The 229-nt window shown below is 65.1% G+C and carries 1 pseudogene; it reads left to right on the top strand.

What is annotated here, in order from left to right:
* Window positions 1–229 (top strand): annotated as a pseudogene (locus B3361_RS08645) (cytosine permease); the annotation flags it as partial.

The following is a 229-nucleotide window of genomic DNA, read 5'->3' as shown; positions in this document are numbered from 1 at the left end:
GACTACTCACGCTACCTGCCGGCAGACGTGAAAGTCAGCTCGACCTTCTGGGCCACCTACCTGGGCTCGGCCCTGGGTTCGAGCCTGTCGTTCATCTTCGGCGCCGTGGCGGTGCTGGCCATTCCGGCCGGCATGGACACCATGGATGCGGTCAAACTGGCCACCGGGACCCTCGGCCCCGTCATGCTGGTGCTGTTCCTGCTCAGCGTCATCAGCCACAACGCCCTCA

Source organism: Pseudomonas sp. UBA6699, from assembly GCF_002454615.1.
Taxonomy (GTDB): Bacteria; Pseudomonadota; Gammaproteobacteria; order Pseudomonadales; family Pseudomonadaceae; genus Aquipseudomonas; species Aquipseudomonas juntendi.
Note: the sequence above shows the minus strand (reverse complement) of the source record. Positions and strands in the feature narration are given on the sequence as shown.